This is a genomic window from Haloterrigena sp. KLK7, from assembly GCF_037914945.1.
Classification (GTDB): Archaea; Halobacteriota; Halobacteria; order Halobacteriales; family Natrialbaceae; genus Haloterrigena; species Haloterrigena salinisoli.
This window is the reverse complement of sequence record NZ_CP149787.1, coordinates 1,071,396-1,095,775: the sequence shown is the minus strand read 5'-3', so window position 1 is coordinate 1,095,775 and position 24,380 is coordinate 1,071,396. Positions and strand designations below refer to the sequence as shown.

General features: G+C 64.9%; 28 protein-coding genes, 3 tRNA genes and 1 pseudogene. 16 read left to right on the top strand and 16 right to left on the bottom strand.

The annotated features are described in order from the left end of the window. Positions 1 to 20 precede the first annotated feature (20 nt). From WD430_RS05420 to WD430_RS05405, 4 genes are all read left to right on the top strand, one after another. The gene (locus WD430_RS05420; RefSeq protein ID WP_339105005.1) at positions 21 to 854 is read left to right on the top strand and encodes an aldo/keto reductase; all 834 of its coding nucleotides are present in this window, start codon (positions 21 to 23) and stop codon (positions 852 to 854) included. Between the two features lie 152 nt (positions 855 to 1,006). Beyond that, entirely contained in the window at positions 1,007 to 1,369 is a 363-nt protein-coding gene (locus WD430_RS05415; RefSeq protein ID WP_339105003.1) for a dihydroneopterin aldolase family protein, read from the top strand. 160 nt (positions 1,370 to 1,529) lie between these two features. Further along, positions 1,530 to 1,766, top strand: a complete 237-nt coding sequence (locus WD430_RS05410) for a hypothetical protein (RefSeq protein ID WP_339105002.1) — start codon at positions 1,530 to 1,532, stop codon at positions 1,764 to 1,766. A 254-nt stretch (positions 1,767 to 2,020) separates the two neighbouring features. Further along, positions 2,021 to 2,557 carry a DUF5790 family protein gene (locus WD430_RS05405; RefSeq protein ID WP_339105001.1) on the top strand — a complete coding sequence of 179 codons (537 nt, stop codon included), beginning with the start codon at positions 2,021 to 2,023 and terminating at the stop codon, positions 2,555 to 2,557. 46 nt (positions 2,558 to 2,603) lie between these two features. Here the strand turns inward: WD430_RS05405 and WD430_RS05400 are convergent, their stop codons facing one another. Then, positions 2,604 to 3,344 (bottom strand): creatininase family protein, encoded by a 741-nt coding sequence (locus WD430_RS05400; protein ID WP_339105000.1) that lies wholly within the window; start codon positions 3,342 to 3,344, stop codon positions 2,604 to 2,606. 141 nt (positions 3,345 to 3,485) lie between these two features. Here WD430_RS05400 and WD430_RS05395 point away from each other — a divergent pair, with 141 nt between their 5' ends. Beyond that, the gene (locus WD430_RS05395; protein WP_339104999.1) at positions 3,486 to 3,830 is read left to right on the top strand and encodes a hypothetical protein; all 345 of its coding nucleotides are present in this window, start codon (positions 3,486 to 3,488) and stop codon (positions 3,828 to 3,830) included. A gap of 60 nt (positions 3,831 to 3,890) precedes the next feature. Here the strand turns inward: WD430_RS05395 and WD430_RS05390 are convergent, their stop codons facing one another. Then, on the bottom strand, positions 3,891 to 5,912 hold the full coding sequence (locus tag WD430_RS05390; RefSeq protein WP_339104998.1) for an ABC transporter ATP-binding protein: 2,022 nt from the start codon (positions 5,910 to 5,912) through the stop codon (positions 3,891 to 3,893). 76 nt (positions 5,913 to 5,988) lie between these two features. After that, positions 5,989 to 6,483 (bottom strand): DUF192 domain-containing protein, encoded by a 495-nt coding sequence (locus WD430_RS05385; protein ID WP_339104997.1) that lies wholly within the window; start codon positions 6,481 to 6,483, stop codon positions 5,989 to 5,991. A gap of 60 nt (positions 6,484 to 6,543) precedes the next feature. Between WD430_RS05385 and WD430_RS05380 the strand changes: the two genes are divergently transcribed. Beyond that, positions 6,544 to 6,617, top strand: a tRNA-Val gene (locus tag WD430_RS05380). Positions 6,618 to 6,883: 266 nt separating this feature from the next. On the opposite strand, the pseudogene WD430_RS22580 reads toward WD430_RS05380, so the two are convergent. The 3 genes and pseudogenes from WD430_RS22580 to WD430_RS05370 all read right to left on the bottom strand — a co-directional run. Then, positions 6,884 to 7,041: pseudogene (locus WD430_RS22580) on the bottom strand (ABC transporter ATP-binding protein); the annotation flags it as partial. Between the two features lie 156 nt (positions 7,042 to 7,197). Further along, a complete protein-coding gene (locus WD430_RS05375; protein ID WP_339104996.1) occupies positions 7,198 to 7,374 on the bottom strand; it encodes a hypothetical protein in 177 nt (58 codons plus the stop codon). A 797-nt stretch (positions 7,375 to 8,171) separates the two neighbouring features. Beyond that, complete coding sequence (locus WD430_RS05370; protein WP_339104995.1) at positions 8,172 to 8,618, bottom strand: hypothetical protein; 447 nt, start codon at positions 8,616 to 8,618, stop codon at positions 8,172 to 8,174. 222 nt (positions 8,619 to 8,840) lie between these two features. Here WD430_RS05370 and WD430_RS05365 point away from each other — a divergent pair. Then, positions 8,841 to 8,914 (top strand) — tRNA-Phe (locus WD430_RS05365). A gap of 704 nt (positions 8,915 to 9,618) precedes the next feature. Then, on the top strand, positions 9,619 to 10,476 hold the full coding sequence (locus WD430_RS05360; RefSeq protein WP_339104994.1) for an aldo/keto reductase: 858 nt from the start codon (positions 9,619 to 9,621) through the stop codon (positions 10,474 to 10,476). 263 nt (positions 10,477 to 10,739) lie between these two features. Here WD430_RS05360 and WD430_RS05355 read toward each other — a convergent pair whose 3' ends face one another. After that, on the bottom strand, positions 10,740 to 11,030 hold the full coding sequence (locus WD430_RS05355; RefSeq protein ID WP_339104993.1) for a zinc ribbon domain-containing protein: 291 nt from the start codon (positions 11,028 to 11,030) through the stop codon (positions 10,740 to 10,742). 204 nt (positions 11,031 to 11,234) lie between these two features. On the opposite strand from WD430_RS05355, the gene WD430_RS05350 reads away from it, so the two are divergent. The 3 genes from WD430_RS05350 (at position 11,235) to WD430_RS05340 (ending at position 13,212) form a co-directional block, all read left to right on the top strand. Then, positions 11,235 to 11,927 carry a haloacid dehalogenase type II gene (locus tag WD430_RS05350; protein ID WP_339104992.1) on the top strand — a complete coding sequence of 231 codons (693 nt, stop codon included), beginning with the start codon at positions 11,235 to 11,237 and terminating at the stop codon, positions 11,925 to 11,927. Positions 11,928 to 12,173: 246 nt separating this feature from the next. Beyond that, positions 12,174 to 12,659: a phosphate-starvation-inducible PsiE family protein gene (locus WD430_RS05345; RefSeq protein ID WP_339104991.1), complete on the top strand. Its 486-nt coding sequence runs from the start codon at positions 12,174 to 12,176 to the stop codon at positions 12,657 to 12,659. 166 nt (positions 12,660 to 12,825) lie between these two features. Next, complete coding sequence (locus WD430_RS05340; protein WP_339104990.1) at positions 12,826 to 13,212, top strand: hypothetical protein; 387 nt, start codon at positions 12,826 to 12,828, stop codon at positions 13,210 to 13,212. A gap of 63 nt (positions 13,213 to 13,275) precedes the next feature. On the opposite strand, the gene WD430_RS05335 is transcribed toward WD430_RS05340, so the two are convergent. From WD430_RS05335 to WD430_RS05315, 5 genes are all read right to left on the bottom strand, one after another. Continuing rightward, entirely contained in the window at positions 13,276 to 14,595 is a 1,320-nt protein-coding gene (locus WD430_RS05335) for a hypothetical protein (RefSeq protein ID WP_339104989.1), read from the bottom strand. A 157-nt stretch (positions 14,596 to 14,752) separates the two neighbouring features. After that, entirely contained in the window at positions 14,753 to 14,920 is a 168-nt protein-coding gene (locus WD430_RS05330) for a hypothetical protein (RefSeq protein WP_339104988.1), read from the bottom strand. Between the two features lie 554 nt (positions 14,921 to 15,474). Continuing rightward, positions 15,475 to 15,645, bottom strand: coding sequence for a hypothetical protein (locus WD430_RS05325; protein ID WP_339104987.1), 171 nt, complete (start codon positions 15,643 to 15,645; stop codon positions 15,475 to 15,477). Further along, a complete protein-coding gene (locus tag WD430_RS05320) occupies positions 15,635 to 16,153 on the bottom strand; it encodes a hypothetical protein (RefSeq protein ID WP_339104986.1) in 519 nt (172 codons plus the stop codon). Before WD430_RS05320 ends, WD430_RS05325 begins: the two co-directional genes overlap by 11 nt. Before the next feature lie 333 nt (positions 16,154 to 16,486). Beyond that, positions 16,487 to 16,558: transfer RNA gene (locus tag WD430_RS05315), tRNA-His, on the bottom strand. A 157-nt stretch (positions 16,559 to 16,715) separates the two neighbouring features. Between WD430_RS05315 and WD430_RS05310 the strand changes: the two genes are divergently transcribed. Beyond that, on the top strand, positions 16,716 to 17,171 hold the full coding sequence (locus WD430_RS05310) for a DUF5814 domain-containing protein (protein WP_339104985.1): 456 nt from the start codon (positions 16,716 to 16,718) through the stop codon (positions 17,169 to 17,171). 422 nt (positions 17,172 to 17,593) lie between these two features. Here WD430_RS05310 and WD430_RS05305 read toward each other — a convergent pair whose 3' ends face one another. Then, a complete protein-coding gene (locus tag WD430_RS05305; protein WP_339104984.1) occupies positions 17,594 to 18,001 on the bottom strand; it encodes a ribbon-helix-helix protein, CopG family in 408 nt (135 codons plus the stop codon). A gap of 113 nt (positions 18,002 to 18,114) precedes the next feature. Between WD430_RS05305 and WD430_RS05300 the strand changes: the two genes are divergently transcribed. Together WD430_RS05300 and WD430_RS05295 are read left to right on the top strand one after the other, a co-directional pair. Beyond that, positions 18,115 to 19,122: a VOC family protein gene (locus WD430_RS05300; RefSeq protein ID WP_339104983.1), complete on the top strand. Its 1,008-nt coding sequence runs from the start codon at positions 18,115 to 18,117 to the stop codon at positions 19,120 to 19,122. After that, positions 19,119 to 19,802, top strand: a complete 684-nt coding sequence (locus tag WD430_RS05295; protein WP_339104982.1) for a phospholipase — start codon at positions 19,119 to 19,121, stop codon at positions 19,800 to 19,802. The genes WD430_RS05300 and WD430_RS05295 overlap by 4 nt, the downstream gene beginning before the upstream one ends. A gap of 81 nt (positions 19,803 to 19,883) precedes the next feature. On the opposite strand, the gene WD430_RS05290 is transcribed toward WD430_RS05295, so the two are convergent. The 3 genes from WD430_RS05290 to WD430_RS05280 all read right to left on the bottom strand — a co-directional run bounded on the left by WD430_RS05290 (position 19,884) and on the right by WD430_RS05280 (position 22,820). Further along, entirely contained in the window at positions 19,884 to 20,522 is a 639-nt protein-coding gene (locus tag WD430_RS05290; RefSeq protein ID WP_339104981.1) for a DNA-binding protein, read from the bottom strand. A 1-nt stretch (position 20,523) separates the two neighbouring features. Next, on the bottom strand, positions 20,524 to 21,456 hold the full coding sequence (locus WD430_RS05285; protein ID WP_339104980.1) for a replication factor A: 933 nt from the start codon (positions 21,454 to 21,456) through the stop codon (positions 20,524 to 20,526). A gap of 116 nt (positions 21,457 to 21,572) precedes the next feature. Next, on the bottom strand, positions 21,573 to 22,820 hold the full coding sequence (locus WD430_RS05280; protein WP_339104979.1) for a sulfite oxidase: 1,248 nt from the start codon (positions 22,818 to 22,820) through the stop codon (positions 21,573 to 21,575). Positions 22,821 to 22,977: 157 nt separating this feature from the next. Between WD430_RS05280 and WD430_RS05275 the strand changes: the two genes are divergently transcribed. Both WD430_RS05275 and WD430_RS05270 read left to right on the top strand, forming a co-directional pair. Beyond that, positions 22,978 to 23,289, top strand: coding sequence for a hypothetical protein (locus WD430_RS05275; RefSeq protein ID WP_339104978.1), 312 nt, complete (start codon positions 22,978 to 22,980; stop codon positions 23,287 to 23,289). A gap of 207 nt (positions 23,290 to 23,496) precedes the next feature. Next, a complete protein-coding gene (locus WD430_RS05270) occupies positions 23,497 to 24,318 on the top strand; it encodes an ArsR family transcriptional regulator (RefSeq protein WP_339104977.1) in 822 nt (273 codons plus the stop codon). Positions 24,319 to 24,380 lie beyond the last annotated feature (62 nt).

Below are 24,380 nucleotides of genomic sequence, written 5' to 3'. Positions count from 1 at the left end.
AACGGTGAGCCGTGATTTTTATGGACGAAGTACCAACTCAATCGCTTCCGAGCGGTGACGAGATTCCGGTCGTCGGCGCCGGTACGTGGGACATCGGCGGCGACGCCGTGAAAGAGTCGGTCCGAACCGCGCTCGATCTCGGCTACACCCACGTCGACACGGCGGAGGGGTACCAGAACGAAGCCGAGATCGGCGAGGTTCTCGCCGAGCACGACCGAGAGGACGTGTTTCTCACGTCCAAGGTGCTTCCGTCGAACCTCCACTACGACGACGTGTTCGAGTCCCTGGAGGCGTCACTCGACAAACTCGGCACGTCCTACCTGGACCTGTATCTCATCCACTGGCCGAACCCGGCGATCTCGCTGCGAGAGACGTTCGATGCCCTCGAGCGAGCCCACGAGGAGGGACTGATCCGAAACGTCGGCGTCAGCAACTTCAGCCGGTATCAGCTCACGTTCGCCCGGAAGGTGGCCGACGTGCCGATCGCGGTCAATCAGATCGAACTCCATCCGTGGTACTACCGCGAGGAGTTGATCGAGTACTGCCAGCGGCACGACATCGTCGTCGAGGCGGCCGCGCCGCTGGCCAGAACCGAACTGTTCGAGGACCCGGTGTTGAACGATATCGCCGATACCTACGAGAAGACGCCGGCACAGATCGCCCTGAAGTGGACGCTCCGGAAGGACGCGGTCGTGCTGCCCAAGTCGTCATCGGCGGACCATCTCCGACAGAATATCGACCTCTTCGAGTGGGAACTCGACGACGACGACGTCGCTCGCATCGACGACATCGACCGAATGGACAACGTCTACATGATCGACGTCGACGACGATATCTACGGCATTCCGCCCTGACGCCGGGAGGCCGATCACGACTCCTCGAGTGAGCATCTCACTCTCGTCGCTGTCTCCTATTTTCGATAGCGTGCCCGTGACCCACACTGCGTCTCGATCGACCGTCCGCCCGCATCGCAATCCCCTTCCCGAGCGCACCCGAGAATCCGCGTATGACTGCGACCGATCCCACCGACGCCGAGGCCGCCTGCTTCGAGGCCGGCATCAAGTTCGGTACGCTCTACCACCAGTTCGCCGGCACGCCCGTCTCGCCCGACAGCGCCGCCAGCCTCGAGACGGCGATGGAGGAGGCCATCGAGAACCAGCCCCACTGCACCGACGTCACCGTCGACGTCCGCACCGACGAACTCGAGGCCGAACTCGCCGACTCGGCGGCCGACTACACCGAGCTGACGGGCCGGTTCCTCGAGGTCGAGATCGTCGTCGACTACGAGGGCCGCGAGGTCGTCACCCGCATGGCGATGGAGGACGGCTATCCGCTGATGCGCGTCGAGTCCGTCCGCGGTCGTCAGTAGGCGCTCGAGTCTCGGGTCCGGTCACGGGTCGATCGGAGACGGGAGTCGCCGCTAGAACGAAGGTATACCGAACGGTAATACTACAATAAACACACCGTCAGCCCTCTATTTAGCGATACCCAGACGATAACAATATCCACACTCGTCGAACTCGCGGCCGATGCGACTGTACTGGCCCAGACCGAACCCGCCGGGCGAACCGAAATCCTGTCTCGAGTGCGAAACCCTCGTCGACGGGAGCGAGACCGAAGGATGGTGGCTGGAGCGGGAGAACTGTCGAAATCCGAATACGTATCACCTCTTCTGTCTCTCCTGTTGCGTCGAGAAGATGAACGAGTGGTCGAATCACCCGCGCGTCGACGACGAGGAAGCGGCGAAGAAACACCTCTACGGGTGACGTTCCGCTTCGCCCCCCCCCTCGAGCGCCGGGCGACTCGAACCCGGTACGCGAGGCACCGCGACCGAGTCGTACCCGCTCGAATCGGCTCTGGATCACCGGCGAGTACCGGTACCGGTATCGGTACCGGATTACGTCGAGTCACCTCCCTTTCGAAATCTCGCTCCCGTTCGGCCGATATCGACTCGCTCGAGTCGGTTTTCACTTTCACTTTCGGGCGACCTTTTAACCCCGGTCCCCGTGAAGAGTGAGCTATGAGCCAAGCGACATTCGGCGACGACGAGGAACTGTTCGGCGAGGCCGCAAACGAGATGCGCGCAGACGTCGAATCCTCGCTCGAGGACGGCTGGGCGGCGCTGCCGGACGCCGACGACGTCTGGGAGACGGACGCCGACAACGTGCTCGGCGTGCTCAACGGACTCAACTCCGCGCTGGACGCCGGCGACGCCGAGGAGCACCTCCGCGACGCCAAGAAGTGGTTCACGATGGGCCAGCGCGCCGACGCCTTCGAGGACGCCGACGACCTCGAGGAAGCGATCGGCGACCTCGAGGACGCCATCGCGGACATCTCCGAGGCCGGCGAGCAGGTCGGCGAACTCACCTCGACGATTCCCGCGCTTCGGGGCACGCTCGAGGACGCCGGTCCGGACACCGACGCCGACGAGTCCGAGGAATCGGCGGAAGCCGAGGACACGGACGAAAGCGCGGAAGACGAGGAAGACGAAGCGGACGAAGCGGACGACACAGAGGCGGACGACGGGGACGACGAGTCCGACGAAGACGAGGAGTGACGCCGCCGTTACTCGAGACGTGACGCCCGCATCTCCGTGTCCGCCGCTACTCCCGACGCTCGGGCCGTGAGACGTCTCGCTCGGCGACGGCCTCGAGCAACCGTGCCAGCGCGTCGCCCGCCAACTCGAGCAGTTCCTCGCCGCGTTGCCGATCCCCGTCCGCGGGATCGCCGACGACGCCGTTTTCGGTGAACTCCGCCGCGTCGTAGGCCAGATTCGTATAGCTCAGCCAATCGCCCCAGCTCTCGGCCCGTCCGTCCCGTGCCTCCTCGATCCGTTCCTCGCGAACGAGTTCCGGCGCGCAGTGGCGCAGCAGGGCGGTCTCGAGCGGGCCGCCGTGGCCCATCTCCGCGGAGTGTTCGCCGACGGCCTCGAACCAGGTGAAGGGGACGGCGTAGGCGTCGCCGTCGCGGGTGATCCGGCCGCCGACCTCCCGTAGCGCGTCGACGTTGCCGCCGTGGCCGTTGACGACGACGATCCGATCGAAGCCGTGGTGGGCGAGGCTCTCGACGGCCTCGCCGACGTAGTCCCGAAAGGTCTCCTCGGAGACCCACATCGTGCCGGGAAACTGGCGGTGTTCCTCGGCGATGCCGACCGGAATCGCCGGCGCGCGGACGACCTCGCGGTCGACGCGCTCGACGCCGGCGTCGGCGACCGCTTCCGCGGCGACCACGTCCGTTCCCAGGGGGGCGTGGGGGCCGTGCTGTTCCGTGCTGCCGACGGGGACGACCGCCAGATCCGTCTCGCAGTCGCGGGCGTCCGTCCACGTCGCGTCGCGTAGGTCCATGCGCGAGTACTCCCGCGGGGCGGACATGAAAGTTCCGCGGTCGTCGGGCGACCGGTCCGTCGCCGGCGATCCAGTCGGTCGACGGAAGCGGTGGCGAACGCAGGGCTAACCGGTTTCCGAAGGCGTACCCACTCTCCTCACATGACTAATGAGGACCGCCAACTCGGCGTCGACCTCGGCGATCTCGGCGACGAACTCAAGTCCGCGGACTACCCGCTGAGCGAGGACGAACTGTTCGACCGCTACGGCGACGAGGAGATCGAAATGGAGGGGAACACGACGACCCTCGAGGAGCTCATCGGTCCACTCAACCAGGAGGAGTATCAGGACTACGGCGACATCGAGACGGCGATCATGAACATGGTCGGCGACGACGCGATCGGTCGGAAGAACTACAGCGACCGGACCCCGCCCGCGGCGGGCGAGCAGCGACAGGACGAGGGCGCGCCGGATCAGGACGATCAGGAGGGACAGGAGTCGTTCTGACGGCCGTCCCGGCTCTTTTGTTTTTCGTAGTCGATCGATCGCTCGAGCGACTGGGGCGACTCAGTCGTCATCGTCGCCGGCGTCCACGTCGACCTCCGTCCGCGCCTGTCGGCGCTGGGCGCGCTCGATGAACTCCTGAGGGAGTTCGTCGATCTCGCCGGCCTGGACGCCCCAGAGATGCGAGTAGAGTCCGCCGTTCTCGAGCAACTCCCCGTGGGCGCCGCGTTCGACGATCTCGCCGCCCTCGAGGACCAGGATCTGGTCGGCGTCCTTGATCGTCGAGAGGCGGTGGGCGATGGCGAACGTGGTCCGGTCGGCAGCGAGTTCGTCGATCGAGCGCTGGATGAGCATCTCCGTCTCGGTGTCGACGTCGCTGGTCGCCTCGTCTAAGACGAGGATCTCGGGATCCTTGAGGATCGCCCGCGCGATGGAGATGCGCTGGCGCTGGCCGCCCGAGAGTTTGACGCCGCGCTCGCCGACCTCGGTGTCGTAGCCGTCGGGGAGGTTCCGAATGAAGTCGTGGGCCTCGGCCATCTTCGCGGCCTCGACCACGTCCTCGCGGTCGGCGCCGAACGTGCCGTATTTGATGTTCTCCTCGACGGTGCCGTAGAAGAGGAAGGTATCCTGGCTGACGTAGCCGATCGACTCTCGGAGACTCTCGAGGGTGACGTCGCGGATGTCTCGTCCGTCGACAGTGATCGCTCCCTCGTCGACGTCGTACATCCGCAGGAGGAGTTTGAGAACGGTCGACTTGCCCGCGCCCGTGGGACCGACGAGCGCCAGCGTCTCGCCGCCCGCGACGGTGAAGTCGACGTCCTCGACGATGGTCTCGTCGTCTCCCGAGTCGCTGCGCTCCTCGGTCGGCGTCTGCGAGGCGCTTTGCGCCCCGCTATCACCGTAGCTGAAGGTGACGTGGTCGTACTCGACGCGACCCTCCGTCACCTCGAGTTCGGTGGCGTCGGGGTTCTCTGCCACTTGGCTCGGTTCGTCCATCAGGCCGAACATCCGCGCCGAGGAGGCGCGAGCGCGCTGATACATGTTGATGATCTGCCCGAACTGCGCCATCGGCCAGATGAAGCGCTGCGTGTAGAGGATGAAGACGACGAACTCGCCTTCGGTCAGCGTGCCGGAGAAGGGTCCAGGGGGTCCCTGGAAGACCCACAGGCCGCCGACGAGGAACGTGACGACGAAGCCGATGCCGGCGAGGACGCGCAGTCCCGGGAAGAACTTGATTCGCGTCTCGATGGCGTCCCAGTTGGCGTCGAAGTAATCCTGCGAGACGTCCTCGACCCGCTCGGACTCGTAGTCTTCGGTGGTGCTCGACTTGATGACCTGAATCCCGCCGAGGTTGTTCTCGAGGCGGGAGTTGACCTTGCCGACGGTCGAGCGGACGGCGGCGTACTTGGGCTGGATGATCCTGACGAACAGGTAGGTGAACCCGGCGATCAGCGGCACCGGGAGCAGGGCGACCAGCGCGAGTTGCCAGTTGTAGGCGAAGAGAATCACGCCGATCCCGACGATCATCACCGCCATCCGAAACAGGGAGTTCATCCCGTCGTTGAGAAAGCGCTCGAGGCGGTTGACGTCGTTCGAGAGGATCGACATCATCTCGCCGGTCTGCTTGTCCGCGAAGAAGTTCATGTTCAGCCGCTGCATCTTGTCGTAGGTGTCGGTCCGGATGTCGTGCTGGATGTTCTGGGCGAAGGCGTTGAACCCCCAGTTGCGCAGCCAGTGAAACGTCGCACCGAGGAAGAACGCGGCCGCGATGACGCCGACGGTCAGGTAGAACTGTCCCTCTTGGGTCGCGGGGACGTACGGTGCGACCAGGTCGCCGCCGAAGGGTAACGCCCCGGCGTAACTGGCGGCCTCGTCGCGGAACACGGCGTCGAGGGCGACCGCCAGCATGATCGGCGGCAACAGATCGAGGACGCGGGCGAAGATACTCGCGAAGACGCCGACGATCGCCTGAAACGTGTAGTTGCGTCCGTACTCGAGGAACAGCCGCTTCATCGGGTTCTCGATCTCCTCGCGTTGTTCCTCGAACGGGTCCTCGTCCTCCCAGTCGACGCCACTCCCGCTCATTGTTCCGATTCCGGGACGGCCGCCAATAAGGGTTGCTACGAACCGAAACAGTGGCGTGCGGAGTGCGGGCGACGCCTCACTCGTACTCGATGTCGACCTCGTCGCCGGCCGCCATTCCCGTCTCGTTGGCGTAGCCCCGCGGCACCTCGAGGACCCACTTCGCTTCGCCGGAGTACTCGAGTTCCTCGCCGTCCTCGCCGGCCTCGGGCGCGCGGGCGTGTTCGATCGCCGTGATTTCGCCGTCGGCGCCGACGAAGACGATGTCGATGTCGAAGTCCATCTCCCGCATCACGTAGGTCCGCTCGTCCTCGTCGCCGTGGACGAACAGCATTCCCTGGCCGTCCGCGAGCGATTCGTGGTCGCTCAATCCGGTGTAGCGCTCGTTTCGGGTGTCCGCGACCTCGACCTCGACGGTCGCGAGCTCCGCACCGGTGTCGCCGTCGACGACGCGGACGGTGCCCTCGTCTTCGGTCCACGGCGGTTCGACCAGCCCCATCTGGAGAACGAGCATGACGATCACGCCGACGGCTGCAATCGCCAGGAGGACCTTCTGGACGCGCTCGAGGGCCATGGTCGATGTCGAACTCGAGAAAGTAAAGGTTATTCGGACGGGGTGACTTGGTTCGGATGCGGGCTCGTGGTCTAGCTGGTCATGACGCGGCCTTTACAAGGCCGAGGTCGGTGGTTCGAACCCGCCCGAGCCCACTTCCTGCTGCGAGCAACGTCGCGAGCAGCAGGTATGTGGATCGAGGGCGGTTCGAACTAGACGAGACGCGCGCAACGCAGTGAGCACGTCTCGGCGTGGTTCGAACCCGCCCGAGCCCTTCTCCACTCGAGTCAGTGCCGTCTTCGAACCGACTCGAGTCACTCCAACTACGAACCCGCTCGAGCGACGACGAACGACCGCAGATGACTCGAGACGCCTCGCTACGCGTGCTCGGAAATCACGACGGGGCGTCCAGGTCCGCGTAGTAGATCCGGTCGGCCTCGCAGACGTCGAGAGGCGATGGGCGATGGCGACGATGGCGTACTCTCGGGCCATCGATTCGATGCCGTCCCGGATGCGCCGTTCGATGGTCGCGTCGAGGTCGCTCGTCGCCTCGTCTAACACCGGGATGTCGGCGTCCTCGTCCGCCACCGGGCGTGGATGACACACCGGGAACGGTGCGCTCGGAACGGGACCACCGGCGACCATCCGGACCGTCGCGATCTGGCCGGGACTGAGCCGTAACGGGAGGAAAACGACGACGCGGTCGACGGACGACGCGCCCGACGGCGAAGCGGGTCAGCGCTTGGCCACGAGGTCCAGCCACTGCGTGGACCAGAGCCACTCCGAGGACGACGGTCGATCGCCCTCCGTGGTCGCGATGCGGACGCCGACGACGCCGGACTTCGACTGGGGCACCCACTCCGCTTCGGCGGGCGCCGGTCGGAACGTGTCCTCGTCTCGAGACTCGAGCATAGCTCGTCCCGGACGACGCGTTCGTGTCGGTTAGTTAGGTGTGCCCGTACGAGCGGTACTCGACTGATACCACTCGAGACGGCTCTCGCGCCGAGCGCGTGGCGAGTCGGTAGCGGCCGCATTACGCTCGCCACTGCCCCGTTACGACTCCCCACTGCCGCGTTACGACGGTTCCCGATCGCAGTACGCTCGCCACGCCGCCATTGGTGACTGACCTCGCCACTCCGTCAGTAGTGCCCGATCGCTCACCTGTCACCGGTATCGGGTCCCCACCGACCCGCGGTTCGAACTGATGCAAGTCGCAGACGGCGGAATGCTCGGGGTGAGCGCGGCCCCTCCGATCGCAGCGTCCCGGCAACGCGGCCGAGGCGGGCCCGCACGCTGGGCCGTCGGCTCGTCTGTGGCGGTTGTTCCGAACCGCCACGAGAAGGCACTGCACGTTACAGTCAGGTATGCGGTCCATTCCGTCGCTCGTGACTCTCCGACGCGGGTGAACCTCTCGGCTCCGGTAGCGTTCGATTCGCTCCGTTTCCTTCCACGAGGTGGTTCCAGTTGGAACGAAACGTCGTATTATGGACCGTCTCCACAGCCACTGCCGTCCGGCTGGCAACTCGAAAATACGTCGCTAGCGATCGGTTTCGCGCGGCCGGAATCGCTTTCCCGCGCTGAGAGCCTCGCGGCGCACCGTTTCACCGCTCGTCTCGAGTCGTCCGGAACGAATCCGCCCGCGAGAAACAGCCACTGTGCCTCGAGCGGCGCTCGTCGACCGTCATCGGTTCGACGCGATTCGGATCGGATCACTGCTTGAGTCTGGCGACGTTCTCCCGGACGCGTCCCAGGAGGCCGTCGCCGGACTCGTGTTCGAGCGCGGCGTGGAGCGTCGAGTTCTCCGGTTCGTCCTTGACGACGACGCGGAGGTACGGCTCGAGCTGATTAAAGTTGTCCCCGAGGACGACGGTGTGGTTGTCCTCGTCGTGGTCGACGACGCCCGCGTCGGCCAGTTTCGGGACGTGACACTGAACGGAGGAGACGTAGACGCTCTTGTACTCGTTTTTGGCGACTTCGTCCGGCGGTACGTCGTGTTCCCAGCCGGCGACCTGTTCGGCCAGCGTCGAGAGCTCGATCGGGTCTTCCTGCCCGCGGAGCGCATAGAGGAGGTACCGCCGCCGACGATTCGCGAGCAGTTCGAGGATGGTATCTGCAGAGAGGTGTCGACCCTCCTGACTCGAGGTAAGTCCCTCCATAACACGATATTACTCGCCAGCCCGGAAAAGGGTGTCTTGAATATCTAAAAATCCAACAGACAAGCATCAATGACTGATAAACTCGAGCGTATTCTCCGCGTTACTTCTCGATGTGTTTTCCTAACCGCATCGATTGCAGACGAAATGAGACTCATGCAGACGGCTGGCACACCGTCTCCGATTCGAAATCCTTTTTTATACGATCGACAGAGATAGAGGTGCGCCGCCTTAGCTCAGACTGGGAGAGCACTCGACTGAAGATCGAGCTGTCCCCGGTTCAAATCCGGGAGGCGGCATTTCTGTCGCGAACAATTCGTGAGCGACAGAAATGGAACCCGACCGGTTTGAACCAGACGAGTCGCAGCCCGCGAGCGTAGCGAGCAGGAACGTCTCGGCGAGGTTCAAATTCGGGAGGCTGCATTTCTGCTGCGAGCAACTCCGCGAGCAGCAGAAATCTCTCCGAGCGGATTTGAAGTAGAGAACGTCGAACGACCGTGAGGCGTTCGCGTGGTTCAAATCCGGGAAGCACGGCTCGTGTAAACGACTTCGTGGACCCTGAGACTGCGATTTCCATGACCTCTGATCGAGTACGTCGGGATTCGAACGAATGGCTGTCTTCGTGAACCGCCTCGGGGTCACGCCCCGAGGCACCCGGCCCGTTTTCTCTGTCGGAGTAGATAGAACTCCTCGAGTATCGCGAACACAACAGATTATTGTACTATCAGGTTAACCATGAATTATGAGCGTACTCGAGATACTGGCGGAGACGATCGAGGGGTACCTCTCGGGCGGGGCAGAAGAAGCGATTTCGGAAGGAATCGAAGAAACGGCCGAAGAAGCGACCGGGGAAGACTTCTAACCCGAATTTTGGGCCGTCACGGCGCCTCGACCGAATCGCTCCACTCGGTCCGAGGCGGCGACCGAGACCTCGAGCGGGCGGAAACCGGAACCCGAGGTAGCCGTGGCCAACGATTATCAGTCCGCCCGCAGTAGCACGCCCGTGAGCGAGACACCGCAAAACGAGAGCGACACGTTCGAGATCGGCGACAGAACCGTCCATCGGCTCGGCTTCGGGGCGATGCGTCTCACCGGTGACGAGATCATCGGACCGCCGGACGACGAGGAACAGGCTCGCGAGGTGCTCCAGCGAGCGGTCGAGGTCGGCGTCGATCTCGTCGACACGGCCGACTCCTACGGGCCCGCGGTGAGCGAGCGCCTCATCGGCGAGGCGATCGGCGACCGCGACGACGTGCTGGTCGCGACCAAGGCCGGCCTGCTGCGCAACCGCGAGGGCGAGTGGCTCGCCCACGGCGATCCCGATTACATCCGTAATCAGGTGCTCACCTCGCTGGATCGCCTCCAGACGGAGACCATCGACCTCTACCAGTTCCACCGTCCCGACGACGACACGCCGTTCGAGGACTCCGTGGCGGCCTTCGCCGAACTCAAAGACCAGGGGCTCGTCAGCGAGGTGGGGCTCAGCAACGTCTCGCCCGAACACATCGATCAGGCCCGCGAACAGGTCGAGATCGCGACCGTCCAGAACCGGTACAACGTCGGGGACCGCGGCGCCGCCGACGCCCTCGAACTCTGTACCGAGGAGGGCATCGGCTTCATCCCGTGGGCGCCGATCAACGGCGACGACGTCGACGAGCACGGCGACCTCCTCGACGAGATCGGAGACGAGCACGACGCGACGCGCCGCCAGGTCGCCCTGGCGTGGCTCCTCGAGCGCTCGGACGTCATCCTCCCGATTCCGGGGACGTCCGATCCCGAGCACCTCGAGTCGAACGTCGCGGCCTCGCAGCTCTCGCTGTCCGACGACGAGGTACAGCGGCTGACCGAGGCGGCCGACTGAGCGCTTCTGCCGCGATCCCGCTCTGACGTCGGCGTCGTTCCGATACAGGCCGTCGGTGATCGCATCGGCCTTCGCGAACGGATTGGGGATCGACGTGATCGTCGCCCGCGGTCGATCAGTCGTCGGCCGGTTCGTAGCGGAAGACGTCCCCGATCCGACAGTCGAAATCGGCCGCCAGTTCGCGGCTCGAACCGTATCGGTCGCCGCCGACGCGTTGCCCGTCCGTCGCGAGACGCCGACCGCCGCTGTGAGCCCTGCGTGCGTCAGAGGGGCGTCGCACAACGGCGGCAGTACGTGAACTGCGGATCGTTCTCCGCGCCACACTGCCGGCACGTCGCGCGCCTCCGCCCCGTCGTCTCTCCCTCGAGGGGCGGGGACGTGACCCGGTCGGACGCCTCGTCGTCGGTCTCGCGGTCCAGTTCGCCCGCCCGTCGCTGTCGCCGGCGCTCGCGTCCCTCTCGGACGACCCCTCGGAGAACGGGGATGCTAACGCCGAGGGCGCCGAGCAGGAGCGCGGCGAGGATCGCGGCGTAGAGCTGGCCGAGCGAGATCACGCAGTGAGTACGGTCGCCGGTCGCTTAGGGGTTGGGAAACGGTAACGCGGAACGAAATTGTCGGTCGGGTCCGAGGCGGCGCTGCCATCGGAAGCGCACCGGCTACCGGCCGGAGCAGATCGAAGACGGCCCGGGGCGTGATCGTCGTTCCACGATCGGTCCCCTCGAAAACACCCTTATACCGGTCCGTCCGCTGGGAGGAACGTGGACGACATTGAGACGATTACGGTCGACTCGTATACGACGCTGGTCGACGTCGGATCGCAGGCCGACGTCCTCGAGGAGCGCGTCCCGGCGATCGAGGACGGGGAACGGGTCTCGCAACTGTGGCGGAGCCGGTACATCGAGTATTCGATGATCGCGAACGACATCGACGAGTACCGTCCCTTCTGGGAGTTGATCGGGCAGGGACTCGAGTACGCCCTCGAGGAGACCGATTACGAGGCGTCCACCGAGGTCCGCGATCGAATCCGGCGCGAGGTCTACGAGGAGCGGCTCACCGTCTTCGACGACGTCACCGACGGGATCGAGCGACTCGCCGACGCGGGCTACGAGGTCTCCGTTCTCTCGAACGGAACCCCGGAAATGCTCGAGCACCTCGTCGCGGCCGCCGACCTCGAGGGAACGATCGCGCGGACGATCAGCGCGGACGAGGTCGAGACCTACAAGCCGGACCCGGCGATCTACCGCCACGCCGCCGACCGCATCGGCGCGCCGATCGAGGAGATCCTGCACGTCTCCGGCGGGAGGCTGCGCGACGTGTGGGGCGCCAAGCACGCGGGCATGCGTGGGGCGTGGCTCGCGCGGCCCGAACAGGACGCTCCGCGGGAGCGTCTCGGACGCGACCCCGACGCCGTGGTCGAGAGCGTCCACGACCTCGCGGACCGCCTCGAGTAGGTGGCCCGGTCGACGATACTCCTGCGTTTCGCCCGAAGCGATACTCGCTTCGCGGTCGTGGTCCCGGGACCGTCCGTGGCGCGGTACGGCGGGACCCGTCTGTGATCGCCGGCGAGCACGATCGCGTCGGCCTTCGGTAACGGAATGAGAGTGGACGGAACCGTCGCCGGCGTACGACGTCCCTCCGCCCGGGAACGCTTATCCTCGTCCGAGTCGACGTCTGGACCGTACGGTCTCCGAACGGCCATGTCTGACGACGACAACGGTTCTCGAGGGCCGGCGTCCGACGCTCCCGCTACCGTCGTCGATCCCGATCGGATCGCCGCGGTGGCGGACCAGTTCATTCGATACGTCGAACTGGTCGCCGCGTGGGTCTTCGCGGTCCTCTTCGCGATCGGCGTCGTCGACCTGACGCTGCAGATCCTGCGGTCGATCCGAACGGGAAACATCACCGATCCGCTCGTCGTCATCGGGTTCATCGACACGGGGCTCCTGTTGCTGATAATCGTCGAGGTGTATCACACGGTCATCGCGTACACGCAGGAGAGCGACACCCGACAGATCGTCAGGCTCGTGATCTACACGGGAGTGATCGCGATGATCCGAAAAGCGATCATCTTCCGGACGAGCGAGTACGCGAGCACGCAAGACGCCCTGTTCGCCGCGGTTTCGTACACGATCATCATCTTCGGACTCGTCGCGTTGCTCTTCGCGGAGCGCGTGTACGGATGACCGCCGCGGGTCCGGCCGCCGGTTTCGGTCCCGTCGACTGACCGTCCGACCCGTGCAGACGAGAGGCGTCCCGCGAGAGCGCTCGGTCCGCGCTCCGGTTTCACCGACCGCGCCACCCCGTCAATTCAGGCCGTATCTCTAACTACTCGACCGAGAGACGGTCGGTATGAGTGACCTGTCTCCGATCGCCGACCTGTCCGACGACGAGCGAGCCGCCCTCGAGGAGATCGAACGCGGCCTCGAGGAGTTCCGCCGGGCCCACGGCGCGCTCGTGGAGTTTCACCACGCGGTCGGCCGCGGGATCGAACACTTCGACGATGCGGTAGCGCGGCTGGACGAGGACGACGACCTCGCGAAGCGACTTCGCGAGCGGGTCCTTCCGGCGGGCGTCACCGACGACGGGAAACTGACCTACCAACTCGTCGCCGAGTTCGAGGCGGGACTGCTGGCCGACGTCGAGTCGATCGGCGACGACGCGCTCGCGGATCTCGCCGACGGTCAGCGGTATCCGATCGAGCGCGCCGAGCGAGACGAGATCGACGAGTCGGCGTAAGGTGGACGAGCCGGCGTCGCGGCGGGCCCCTCGCGAGCGTCGGTTCGCGTCGCCGGCCGGTACTCAGTTCTCGAGCTGGCTGGCGATCCGATGCGAGAGCTCGGTGAGGTAGAACGAACCCCAGATGGCGGCGACGGCGGCGCCGACGACGTCGTAGACGAGGTCGACGATCGTGTCGTCGAGTCCGTGCTGGGCGACGACCGCGCTGAGCCCGAGCCGCTGGGCGCTCCAGTCGAGCGCGAACTCGAGCAGTTCCCAGAGGACGCCGAACGCCAGCACGAACACGAGGATGAAGGCGACCAGCATCCGCGGCGGGAAGTAGATCTCGTCGGTGTGGAGGTCGATCGCCCGGACGACGGCGTACCCCGCGGCGGCGACGATCGACGCCGAGACGGTGTGGGTCAGGCTGTCCCACGGACCGATGAACGCGTACAGGCCGGCCGACCCCAGCGCGTGCAGGAACACCGCCGCCGTGAGCCAGAAGACCAGTCCCGGCTCGAGGGGCAGTCGCCGGTCTCGCTCGAAGACCGCGGGGAGGAACGTGATCCCGAGCGCGATGGCGCTGTTGGAGACCGTCGTCAGGTCCCGCGTGAAGAGTCCGTACAGCAGGAGGACGGCGAGGGCGACCTGCATGACCCGCGAGAGTAACTCGACGATCCGGTCGGGAACGTCCAATTGGTCACGGATCAGACTCGGCACCGGGTCGGGTTCCTCGTCCGGCGCGTCGTCGTTCGGGCCGTCATCTGGATCGCTGTCGTCCGGGGAGTCGCCGGACGCGTACGTCCGCGTGCGATCGCTACCTTCCGGCGCGTAGGCGACGTAGCGACCGAAGACGACGCTCGCGAGGAACCCGGCCAGTGCCGCGTACGCGAAGTCGATCATCAGCGCACGGTTGGCGGCGTCCTGCGAGCGGCCGTCGTGGAGGTAGTGCGTGCCGAGGGTCGCGTCGGCCAGCCACTGGGCGACGTTCCACGTCCCGGCGACCGCCAGCGTCGTGAGCACGACGAGGACGATCGCGAACGCGTGATTCATTCGGACCGCGGTGAACCGATCGATCTCGACGGTCGCGACGAGCGCGACCGCGGCGACGGCGACGTAGGTCGCGACCGTCGTCAGCGGGGACTGGCCGAACACCGTCGCGTCGACGACGGGGACGGCGACCAGCACCAGCAGCTCCCACGGCGGCATCGCGAGCGGATCCAGGAACGCGGCGACGGGGAGCAACACGATCGCGACCGCGAAGCCGGTGAAGGCGAACCAGCGATACGACTCGGCGAGACCGTGGTTGATCGCGAGGGCGACGAGGACGAGCGTGACGACCCAGGCCAGCGCCGCGTTCCGCCCGGGCTTATCGACGGTCCGTCCCAGTCTGGCGTCGGCCATACGGCTCCGTACGCGACCGCCGTCCTAAACGCGGGCGCATGACCACGCCGCCGAACGGATCGTTCGGCCGCTCGAGGGCGATACTCGGCTCCTCGCACGGATCACGTTCTCGGCCGCTCGAGTCAGGGTTCGCTCGATCGCTGCCCTGAGCGGCCGATCAGTCGCCGACGTAGACCGTTTTCAGCCGGGAGCCGCAGTGGGGACAACAGAGGGTCTGCCACGTCGTCGGATCGAGTCCGCCCATCGTTTTCGTCCGGCGGGCCTCCTCGAATCGAACGTCGGCGTCACAGGTGTCACACTCGAACGGTCCGTCGGTAGCCGTCATCGTTCGAATCGACGGCGGCAGCGGTATTCAACCTGTGGCGCCGTTCACTCCTCACCCTTCGCACCTGCAGTGGAGATGTGTCATACTGTACGATCAAATCTGCAGGCGGATTGCACCGCTGGCGGATTTGTTCGTCGCGAAAAGGTCCGGGTGCGAGAATCGAACCCGCGTCTCAGCCTCCACAAGGTTTCAGCGCGGTTGCCTACCCAACTCACCGCGCAAGGTTCGTGTAGGGCATACGAGACGCTATCCTTGTGTAGAAGATACTGGCCGTTCTGAGCCTTGTGAGCCCTGTTTTCCGCAAGTGTGTCTGAAATCCATCACGCCATCGCAAGACAAGAGATCTTGGTGGGCTCACTTAAATGCCGGCCCCGGTTGTCTTTAAAGGCAACCGAGAGAACTTGACTGAATCAGCCACATTTCTCGTTGAACCCCTAGTGAGCAATATCTTATTTGATGATTATATATTGGTCGAGTCCGACCTCATAGTATGGGGGAACGACGCGGGTCAGGGCACGTGCGGCTTAGGTACTCCCCGAAAAGGAATGGTGGGACTACTCCTCGTCGCCACTATCGCCGCCGTCGTCGTCGACAAGAATTTCTACGTCGGCGTCGCCAACGTCCTCGTTCTCGCGGTTAGCCTCTATACTGGCATTTTCCTTCTTGATCCCATCAGGGAGTGCCTCCCAGCTCTCGGACTTCTCGCCCTCGTCATCACCAGACATTACCTTGGATTTTTGGCGCGAACTGGATAATGATTCCGCTGGCCGTCAACACGAGACCGCCGAGGAAGGCATACACAGAGAACTGAACCCGACGAGCCCGTGTGTTCGTCTTCGAGTTCAGGTCGTTGAACGCGTCAGAGTAGAAGCCCTCGAGATACCAACGAAGGTACTGTGTCTCAGAAATCTCGTGCTGGATGTGTGCTGTCACCTGTTCCGGTGCAAGTCCTACGTCGATTTTCCGGCCACGAAGTGCCCAGCCGGACAGTAGCGCCGACCCGAGGAAGGCAACGCCACCGAGAATCAGGAGCACGTTGAGGCTGATCTGAGTTCCAGCTGCGAGAAGAAGAGAGATTACAACGCCGTTCACCTGTATCATCTGTACCGCCTTCTTCTGGTGCGCATCATGTTTCTGGATGAGTCGGTCAACAGTCTTCCCGGCGTCTTCGCGCAGAAGCCGGAGTGCCTCGTCGTCGAATTCTAAGTCTGACGACTCTCCGTCATCCGACATAGAAGCTCGTTGAAAGTCGAGGACAGTAACATTTCGCCTACTCTTCATCGCTGACGGGGAAGCGGTAGGTAAACTCCTCGAAGGTCGCGGTAGTCATCGAACTGGAGGCTGTTCAGTTGCCTTGTGTCGACGTCGTGAACGAGGGGGATGCCGTCCGGCAGTTCCGTGGTTATAGTTGTATTTGTTCTGATGTTTTCGAAGAGTCGCCCGACGGCGTGAGGGCTTCATAACAGGATTCTTTGCAGCCTTTTGCGGCATCCTTCCTTATGTTGATCAAGGAATACAGATTCCCTACAGGAATCTCTGAACCCCGTAGTTTTCGGAGAATTGGAAGTCCGGGTGCGAGAATCGAACCCGCGTCTCAGCCTCCACAAGGCTGAAGGATAACCACTACCCCAACCCGGACACGCTTACACAATCAGTTACGGCCGGTCCAACTGAAATACGTTACGACTCGAGTACGCCACTGTGCGAGACAGTACCGCGTGATTCAGGGACACTCACCGGCCGGCGACGCGGACCGGGACGTTTTTCGGCCCAGCGCCGCTAGGGCCGCCAACGCGTGGCCATCACCGACAAAATCTACGTCAAAAATCACCGCCAGCTCAGCTCCCAGCTCGAGACGAACATCCCGAAGGGCGCGTTCAAGGGCGCGACGCTGGACATGCTCTTCCAGGGTCAGGGCCTCGAGAAGTTAGACGACGCGACCCGGGATCGCGTCCTCGACTTCACGGAGGACTTCTTGGACTGTAGCTGCGACAACAACCCCTACTGCGGCTGCCCGGAGCGGAAGTTCATCCGGTATCTCCTCGAGTTGCGCGCCGAGGGGCTGGGCCCGGACGCGATCGTCGACGTGATGACCGACGACTATATGGTCTACGCCTACCCCGGCGACGTCCTCTCGTTTCTGGACAACGCCGTCCGGACGCTCGAGGCGGCCGAGGGGCTGGCGCGGGTCGACGGCGAGAGCGAGAAACACGACGAGATCCGGCAGGCGAAGCAGAATCTCGCCCGGTAGTACGCTCGGTATCGCTGCTGGCTGGAGCAGTGGATTGGCGCCCGATTCCGTCGTTTCTCACACCGCCAGAAACGGATCTGACGATCCGGTACCTGAACGTGAGAGATAACCGACGTGTATTTATAAAATAGTGGGCACGTCGGTGTATGGAGCAAGTAGTGTTCGGAGCAGTGATCGTGTTTTGGATCGCTCTCGGATGGAGTCTCCTTCGATGGCTGGTAACCGGTGAGATGCCGGATCTCCTCAAGAATCTCGGTTGATGTACCACAGCTACAGGCGACAGGCCGAGTGACTTGGGACCTGACTCCGAAACGATTCGTGCTCGATATATTCAGACGTCACACGGTGGAGGCCTACGCTTCGGTTGTCCCACTCCGGCGCGCGCCACCGCAGGAATCGGTCCAGTCTGCTCCGAACGCCGGCTATCGCAACTGGTACGATTCGTCTTCGTCGTCTAAATCGTCGAGCAGCAGGATCTCGTCTTCCTCGTCCTCGAGGCGGTCCTGCAGGTCGTTGACGTAGCCCTTGTACTCGTCGAGCTGCTCTCGGAGGTGTTCGGCCTCGAGTTCGAGCCGTTCGTGTTCGCGGACGAAGCTCTTCCGGACTTCGACGGTCGGCGGGAACGTCTGCTCGCCGTCGTCCTCGCCGCCCATCGCCTCGAGTTCGTCCTCGGGAACGACCTCGACTTGGCCGTCGTGTTCGACCAGCTGGTCGACGTAGTCCCGGAAGACGGCGGACAACGAGATGTCGCGCTCTTCGGCGATGTCCTGAAGCGCCTCGAACGCGTCCTCGTTCACCCGAAACGAGATCGTCTTGTTCTTGTTGCCCATCTGTCTGCCGTCTATTCGTCGGCCGTGACACTTAACGATTCGTCAGACGAGGCCCCCACGCCGACCGTCGCCGGGACCAGACGTGCTATCCCGCTCGAGACCCAACACAGCCCATGCGCACCGACACGCCGGGCCTCCACCACGTCACGGGGCTGGTCGGGGACGCCCAGACGGCCGTCGACTTCTACGCGGGCGCGCTCGGCCTCCGACTCGCGACCCAGACGGTGAACTTCGAGGACATCCTCCAGCACCACCTCTACTTCGGCGACGCGGTCGGCACGCCCGGGACGGTTCTGACCCACTTTCCCGATCCCCACGCCGATCCGGGCCGGGTCGGCAAACCGCAGGTCGCGTCGGTCGCGTTCGTCGTCCCCGAGGGCGCCCTCGAGTACTGGCGAGATCGACTCGTCGATCACGACGTCGCGGTCGAGGGCCCGCTCGAGCGCTTCGACGAGCGCGTCCTGCGGTTCGAGGACCCCGCCGGGACGCGACTGGAACTCGTCGCCGGTCCGCCGGACGCGCCCGACCCGAGCGGCGTCGAGCCGTGGACCGACGGGCCGGTTCCCGAGGACGTCGCGATCCGCGCGCTCCACGGCGTCTCGACGCTCTCGGTGAACCCCTACGCGACCGCGGGCACGCTCGAGACGCTCGGATTCGAGTACGAGGCGGAACGCGACGATCGAGTGCGGTACCGCGCCACCGGCGACCGAGCCGCCGTCGTCGACGTCCTCGATCGGGACGCCGAGTTCGGCCGCGAGGGGCCGGGCACCCTCCACCACGTCGCGGTCCGCGTCGAGAGCGAGGACGACCTCCACGAGTGGCGGGCGCTGTTCGACGACCGCGGCCACGACGTCTCGCGGGTCAAGGACCGCCACTTCTTCCACTCGCTGTACGTCCGCGAGCCGGGCGGCGTCCTCTTCGAACTGGCGACCGAGACCGACGGCGTCGCCGCGAGCGGTCCCGAGGGCGGCCCCGGCGAGTCGCTGCACCTGCCCGACTGGTTCGAGCGGGATCGGGGGCTGATCGAGAGCCAGTTGCCGGAACTGACCGTTCCCGCGGCGAGTGAGCGTACTGACGGCGATATCGACAACACAGACACCGAGACCGGCGCTGACCGATGACGGGAGCCGACTCGAGACGGTCGATGGACGCCGTCGACGGTCCGCACGCCGGTCAACCGCTGCTCACGGCCGGGGCACCCGCGCTGGCCGCCGAGGCCGCGCTCGTCTGTTGTCACGGCCGCGGCGCGACCGCCCAGGGCGTCGTCAACCTCTTCGATCCCGTCTACCGTCACGGCGTCGCCGTCCTCGCCCCGCAGGCCGAGCGGAGCCGCTGGTATCCCCGATCGGCGACCGCGCCGCGAACCGAAAACGAGCCGTGGCTCTCCTCGAGCGTCGACTGCGTGGCCGCCGCCTGCGAGGCCGCGGCCGAGATCGGTATCCAACCGGAGCGAACCGTTCTCGCGGGCTTCTCGCAGGGCGCCTGCGTCGTCGCGGAGTTCGTTCGCCGAAACCCGGGCCGATACGGCGGGCTCGCCGTTCTCTCCGCGACCCTGCCGGGATCGGACGCCGAACTCGAGGCGACCGATATCGACGGCTCGCTCGAGGAGACGTCGGTCCTGCTCGGCTACGGCGGCGAGGACCCCCGCGTCGACTCCGAGCGCGTCGCCGCGACGGCACGGATCTTCGAGCGCGCGGACGCCGCGGTCGACGAGCGGCGCTATCCGGACGCGGGTCACGAGGTCACCGACGACGAGTTTTCGGCGATCGGCGACCTGCTCGAGACCGCCCTCGAGGCGTGAGCCGAGCTGGCTGCGGAGCCGTCGCTCGCCGTCGATCGAACGCTGCGAAAAAGAACGGAACGGTGACTGCCGAACTCGGGTTCAGGCCGTCGCTTCGGCCTCGTCCTCGACGTCCTCGAGTTGCTCGAGCGCCTGAATCACGTCGTTGCGGTAGTTGACGACCGGCGAGTCGTAGCGCTCGCGGGCCATCTGGGCGTACTCGTTGGCGGGCGCCGTCGAGCCGCTCTCGGGGGCCTCCTGCTCGGCCTCCCACTCCTCGAACGCCTCGATGCGGTCGAGGGTGCGCTCGGCGGTCTCGACGACCCAGCGGTCGCGGGTGGCGTCGTCGACGATCGAAATCGACTCGGGCCGCAGGGAGACGTTGACGGTGCCGTCGTCGGTCTCGTAGGTCCGGGGCTTGCCGACGATGGAGACGTAGGCCGGCGGCTCCGTGTCGCGGAGCGTCGAGGCGGCTTCGGGCTGGTACTGGCCGGCGTAGACGAAGAACGTCCCGGTCGGGTCGACGACCCGGCCGCGCCAGTACTCGCTGTCCTCGCCGACGTCCTCCGTTTCCGTGAGGGTGCCGACGACGAACACGCGGTTCGCGCGGTCGCCGGTCGGGAGCAGCGCGTAGTTGGGCGCGCGCTCGTCGTCGCTCTCTTTGAAGGTGTACGTCGAATCGTTGAATTCCGATGCGAAGACGCGGCGGGCGACTTCGCGGGTGAGTTCTGACTGGCTCATATCACATCGACCTCGCTCTGATCAGCAGCTGTTCGGCGTCGGCGGGTCCGTCGTCGAGTTCCTCGACCTCGTCGGCCAGCACGTAGCGGCCGAAGGTCGGCCCCTCGATGCGGTAGTAGGTGCCGACGATGTCCTCGTGAATCTCGTCGGCGACGATGGTCGTGTCCAGGGCGTCCATCGCCATGTCCTTGGCCTCCTCGAGGCTCAGACCCGTCAGGTCCTCGGTGGCCTCCTTGTCGAAGATGACCTCGTGGGCGTCGATCCCGTCGTCGACGACCGCCTTGATGCGGAGGTCGAACTCGCCCTCGACCTCGCCGTGTTCGTTACAGCGCCCGTTCTGGAGGACGCGCGTGCAGTCCTCCTTCGGGCAGCGCTTGATGAGGCCGCTGCCGCTCTGCATGTCCACGAGCGCGCCCTCGATCTCGCTGGTGTCGTCGCCGACCTCGAGGTCCTCGTCGAGCTCCTCGATTACCGTCGTCGAGTTGAGTTTGACCGAGTACCGGCCCTGGTACTCGTCGGTGACGACGTTGCGAAGGTCGTAGACCGCGCCCTCCTCGAGGGACGGCAGGTCCGATTTGGCCCACTTGGTGAACTTGATCGTGCCCGTCGGGTCGCCCAGCAGGCCGACCTGCGCGACGGAGTCGCTCCGGGGGTCCCAGAGTTCGATGACCTTCGCGGTGAGGTCGATCCACTGTTCGGGCTCGTCCACGTCCTCGACGTTCACTTCCTCGCTGCCGCCCCGCGAGATGTCCTCTCGCTCGAGGCCGGCCTCTTCGAGGTAGTGGTTGGTGACGCTCCGGCGCGCCTCGTCGATGGGTACCTTGTACTCGTCGACGAGCGTCGTCAGTCGCTCCTCGACGTCGTCGACGCTCACGTCGATGTGATCCGAAAACTGGTCGTGTATGTCGTCCGCGTGCTGTCGTACGTCGCTCATTGTGTCACGCCTCCTCTTTCGTTTCACTGGGAGGCATACCTCGTTTCGCGCCCGATAGTATTTAAAGTACCGGCACCGGGGTGAAAGTGAACGTCAGCGCGTCGAGCGCGGCGCCGCTACGGCTCCTCGACGTCGATTTCGACGGCGTTGGGCATCACTGCGTTCGCGGCGTACCCGCCCTCGTTCCAGGGGAACTCGTCGGCCTCGAGCGCGTCGCGCCACGCATCTGGATTGGAGATTCGCATCGGCTGTCGGCGGTCCCGTTCGTCGGTCGCCCGCGAGCAGAGGACATGCGTCCCCGGCGTCGCGTCCCAGTCGTATCGGAACAGCCGCCACGCGCCCGCGTAGTCGGGACCGAACAGTTCCGCGTCGTCCCACGTGTCGCCGCCATCGGTCGAGACCTCGACGCGTTCGACGCCGTCGTCGCCGGCCCAGGCGACGCCGGTGATTTCGACCGTCCCGTCATCGGGTGCGCTCACCGCGGATTCGCCGTCAGGGGCGCCGATGATCGACATCACGGTCTGGTCGAACGTGTACGGGTGTTCGGGCTCGCCCGCCTCGAGTTGCGCCCACGTATCGACCGTTTCGACGGTCTCGTTCGGTTCTGGGTCGGTGTCGGCGGGATGCAGTCGATAGGATTCCTGCTGCCAGTAGGCGTGGTCGCCGGGCCGATCCAGCGAGCCGTCGACGACCATCGCGTCCATCAGCCGGAGTTCCTCGACCCACTTGACGCAGTTGACGCCGTACCAGCCGGGGACGATCAGCCGAACCGGGAAGCCGTGTTCGCGGGGGAGCGGCCGGCCGTTCATCTCGGTGGCGAGGATGCAGTCCTCGAGCGCCTTCGAGAGCGGGATCGACCGCGCGAAGACGTCGTCGCCGTCCGAGGGATCGCCGCCGACGGCCGTGAGCCACGCGTCGTCGTCCGCGTCGTCCAGTCGGCCGCGCAGCACCGAACTGAGCGGCGTCCCGGTCCAGATCGCCGTCCCGGCGGCCTCGAACCCCCACTGGACGCTCCCCGTCTCCGGGCGGTGCTGTCCGCGACCGTTGCCGGCACACTCCATCGTGTGGGCGACTGCGACCGTCGGGAACTCGTCGTTCAGTTCCGACAGCGAGTACTCCTCGTCGAGGTGGCCCGTCAGGGAGACGGTCCACGAGTCCGCGTCGGCGTCGGGAATGTCGTTGCGGTGGCAGACGAAGTGCTCCTCGACGGGCGTCAGCCAGTTCGCGTAGGTTCGCCTGTCGGCCGCGCCGACGACGGTGTACTTGTCGGCCTCATCGCGGGCCTCTCGGACGCCGCCGTCCTTTCGCTCGAGGATCGCGTCGATCTCGTCGCGGCGGCTCTCTCGAGACTCATCTGTGCTCATAGATACCACACGCCACGAACTGGCAAAACCCTTCGCCCCGTCTCGAGCGCTCGCGCTCTCTGTCTCTCTTCGACGGTTCTCCGGGACCGTTTCCGTCCCGACGCGCCCCGGAACGGCGGCGACGGGTCTATGTGGCCGGCGGTCCAACGACGTTCCAATGGCGGATCGTCGTCGGCTCGAGCGGTTCCTGCGCTCGAAGCTTCAGGAGGCTGGCGAGCAGTACGAACAGGTTCGCGGCTCGACGGGCGAGCAACTCGAGGAGGCCCGTGAGGCCTACGAAGTGGCGAAAAACGCCCGCAGCCTGCCCTCGGACGAGGCGGGACGAGCGAAGATCGTCTGCCGACGCTACGCCGAACAGCGGGCGGCGAAGCTCGACGACCAGTATCGGCCGGCGTGTTTCGAAGCGGGCCATCCCGACTGCGAGGGCTGTGCGGAGGACGTCCGCGAGGGACGGATCGAGACCTGGTAGCGACCGCCGCGTTTCCGGTAGCTAGTAACACGATTTCGTCCTTCAACGTCGCTCTCGGAACCGAATTCGGCCGATTCGGTAGTTACTTCTGTGAATCGGGTTCAAAGGGTGGTGACTTTCAACGAAAATTGACGGGATATGCTCCTGTAATAATATCCGCGAATAGAAACCTGTTTTTTAAGACCCGCACGGGGATATCCATCGGCAATGGGGATAAATGACGAAGAACTCATTCGATTACTCACAGATGCCACTAATCGTAAAGTTCTAACTGCTCTCAATGATTGTCCTCGCGGCCTCTCCGTAACGGAGCTCGCTGAACGCCTCGCTTCGGCGGACGAGACGGAACTGGACCGGACGATCGTCTCGCTTCATCACGAGTACCTTCCCCGACTCGACGAAGTCGGACTCGTCACGTACGACCGCGATGAAAATATCGTTACTGGCGGACATCGCTCGACGGGTGACGCCGATTGGATGGCCGTCGAAGCGCTCGACGAACTGCTCTCGCAGTTCGGGACGGGAGACGGACCGGCCGAGCGTACCGTCGGACGGCTCGAGGGTCGCGAAGCGGTGTACGACTACTGCCGAGACCTGGCTGACAGCGCCGACGACGAGCTCTTTCTGATCTACGCGTCCGCCGACTTACTCGACGAAGCGTGTCTCCCGTGCGCGGAGAACGCCATCGAGCGGGGCGTCGAACTTCACGCCGGGACGAAAAATCGAGCCGCTCGAGAGTTCTTTCGGGAGCGTCTCCCGGAAGCGACGATCTGGGAGCCACAGATGGACTGGATGTACGAACGGGCGAACTATCCCAAGGTGAGTCGGCTCATCGTCGCCGATCGAGAGACCGTCGTCGTCGGTCTCTGGGAGGAGGACGCCACTGGTGAGAAAACGGAGGTCGCGATGATCGGAGAGGGACGGACCAATCCGTTGGTGGTCCTCACCCGCGAACTGCTCGGCCCTCGATTGGACCATCTCGATTACCAGAGTGACGAGTTTCTCGGGGATCTTCCGTTCGAAACGTGAGCGGCGGTCTCGCTGTGGCGCACGAGTTCGATACCGGCGTTCCCCGTACGCACCGCGATTTT